The organism is Thiolapillus sp. (genome assembly GCF_048562965.1).
GTDB classification, from domain to species: domain Bacteria; phylum Pseudomonadota; class Gammaproteobacteria; order Chromatiales; family Chromatiaceae; genus Thiolapillus; species Thiolapillus brandeum_A.
The window spans coordinates 1-2,743 of the sequence record NZ_JBHNMF010000438.1 but is presented as its reverse complement, the minus strand read 5'-3'; the positions used below and the strand labels follow the sequence as shown (position 1 = coordinate 2,743).

Here is a 2,743-nt window from a genome sequence, read left to right as displayed (position 1 = left end):
TAAAGAGCCAAAAAGAACGGTTGGCAGCCTGGTCTGAACCCTTTCAAGTGTGTCTTCGGCCTCGTGATAGATTTTGGGACATCCCAGTCCCCAAAATCGACTCGGCCTTTGACAACCTATTGGTGCCCCAGCCGTCCTGGTCACCAAGCACTACGCAACAACTTCGCAAGCTCGTTGCTGCTCCGTACTTGTCTCCCAATGACTGGACGCCGCGTTTGGATGCCTACTTTGCTTCCCCTCTGGCGCTATGCGCACGACGGGTAAGCAGTGCGGCCTCGCGGCTACTGGGGTCTACCAGCCTTCGCTTCGCTCTCCATGGCTGGCAGCGGATGAAAAGATACGCTGGTGCCTCTACAACGGCGATACACCGCAGAACTCTCCACCCAGACGGCAAATGGAATGGCAGAGCGAGGTAGTAGGCCGTGATGTCCTACGTGAAGATCCTCCTCCGATACTGGTGACCAATGCCACCATGCTCGAATACATGCTGGTTAGGAATGTGGATCGCCCTATTATCGATCAGTCTCAAGGTAAATTGCGTTGGATTGTTATTGATGAAGCCCATTCCTATCTGGGGTCACAGGCAGCAGAGTTAACATTGTTGTTGCGCCGGGTTCTTCTTGCTTTTGGCTGTCAGCCTGATCAGGTTCATTTCATCGCCACTTCGGCGACTATTGGTTCTGGTGAGTATGCCAAACACCAACTGCAGAAATTCCTGGCTGATATTGCCGGCGTGGATCCATCCCGTGTGACGGTGGTAACAGGGGAACGAGAGATTCCTGAGCTGAGGAGTGAATTTGCAGGGCAGCATCTTCCACTGCCTCAGCCATCCACATTGCAACAAATGACTCCCGACGAGAGATATGGAGCCCTTGTGTCCTGTCCACAGATTCGTCAGATGCGAAAACGTTTGGCTACTAGTGCCGCCCGGTTGACAGACCTGATGTCGATTCTGAAGTGGAAAGAATCACCACAGGATCGTCTCAATATGTTGGCACTGCTGGATTTGTGTGCATCGGCAAGACATGGAGAAAATGAGCCATTTTTGCCCTTGCGGGGGCATTTTTTTCAAAGAGGGCAGCCGGGACTGTGGGTTTGCAGCAATGCTCAATGTGAAGGTCGGGTTGGTACTTGCCTGGATGCAGCCGAATGGCCATTTGGTGCGGTGTTTACTGATCGCCGTGAACATTGTTCCCATTGCGGCTACCCAGTGCTTGAGCTGTATCAATGCGGTGATTGTGGTGAGGAAGTGTTGGCAGCTACCCAGGTTTGCGAATCTGCGGAAGATTGGTTGCGTCCACTGAATGTTACTGAAGATGTAGATGAATTTCAGCTCGATATTGAAGATCTTCTCACAGAAGAAGAGACGGAAAATGAGGCGGAGGCTAATGCTCCAAGTATTGGATTGAGGCGACTTGTGGTGGCGAGAGGTAGTGATCAAAGCAATGATACCTTGAGCCCTGGTGGTCTCCTTGGTGCTACTGGTGATGAAGCAATAAACATTTCATTGCAGTTGCCGGGAGAAGGCGGAAGGCTGCAATGCCCTCGATGTGGCGGGGAAGAGCGACGCAGTTTAAGCATGTCCCTTTTTCGTCCTGTCCGGATCGGTGCACCCTTTCTTTTGCAAACGGCTATTCCGGAACTACTGAAGTATCTCCCTCCAAAAAAGACTAGATCCAGTGACCATCCCTTGCCCCTGCAGGGAAGAAATTTGTTGGCTTTTACTGATTCCCGGCAGGGAACAGCAAGGATTGCTGCTCGATTACAGCAGGAATCAGAGCGCAACTATGTGCGAAGCCTTCTCTACCATAAGCTGGGTGAACTGACAGAAAGTTCCAATGATACGGATCTCAAAGAGTTAGAGATACGAATCAAAGGGTTAGAAGAGGCGGCCCAGGTAAACTCGGCGTTACTACCGGTTCTGGAAGAACATAGGAAAAAACTGGCGGATAATCAGTCCCCGCAAACAACGATTCTTTCCTGGAATGAAGCTGTGGATCTCCTCATGGGAAATCCGGGCTTCAATCGCTTTGTCATACCGCCATTACGAGAATTGACGCTTGATCTGACTGACCGGCGGGTTGCAGAACTTTGTCTCTGGCGGGAATTTATGTTTCGGCCAAAAAATCAGTTTTCCTTGGAAGGGATGGGATTGGTACGACTGAATTACCCAGAGCTTGAAAAGATCGCCAAAGCCCCTGCTGCTTTATGCCATTTGGGAGTGAATGTAGAAGAGTGGCGTGATTTCCTGCAAGTGGTACTGGACATTATCGTTCGGGGCTGGAAGGCTGTTTCGATTCCCAGGGATATGTTGCGCTGGACCGGTTATCTGGATGTGCCGAGCGTCATACTGCCACCAGGACAGCAGCGTACGGGTTGGGAACAGCATGGCTGGCCTTCCGCAAAGAATACGATGGGGAGAAGGTCCCGTCTGATTCGTTTGATCGCTTATGCTTTTCAGTTGGATACTGAGAACGAAATCCATCAAGAGCTGATCGAAGAGATCATAAACGCCATCTGGAGTGCGTTAAAACCCCTTCTGAGTGTTAGCGAAGGTAGCACCTATTATCTGGATCTTCCAAGGAAAGTCCAGGTCTCTGTGGTGCACGATGCCTGGCTCTGTCCGGTGACCAGGCGTTTATTACCGGTTACTTTTAAAGCTAGAGTTTAGAGTAAGCAGCATTGTTCCACCGTATATTTTCGGGTGAAATAAAGTTGCTATTTTGTTCATACTGCCCGTTAG

Annotated in this window: 2 protein-coding genes; both read left to right on the top strand. The window is 50.5% G+C overall.

The window, feature by feature from the left end:
• Window positions 1-122: 122 nt before the first annotated feature.
• On the top strand, window positions 123-416 hold the full coding sequence (locus ACOCD2_RS16020; RefSeq protein WP_419585983.1) for a hypothetical protein: 294 nt from the start codon (window positions 123-125) through the stop codon (window positions 414-416).
• Entirely contained in the window at window positions 395-2,671 is a 2,277-nt protein-coding gene (locus ACOCD2_RS16015) for a DEAD/DEAH box helicase (protein ID WP_293688869.1), read from the top strand. The genes ACOCD2_RS16020 and ACOCD2_RS16015 overlap by 22 nt, the downstream gene beginning before the upstream one ends.
• Window positions 2,672-2,743: the final 72 nt, after the last annotated feature.

Bases quoted from the DNA above. Each gene is read 5' to 3' on its own strand.
- ACOCD2_RS16015 (WP_293688869.1), top strand. From the start codon at position 395: ATGGAATGGCAGAGCGAGGTAGTAGGCCGTGATGTCCTACGTGAAGAT.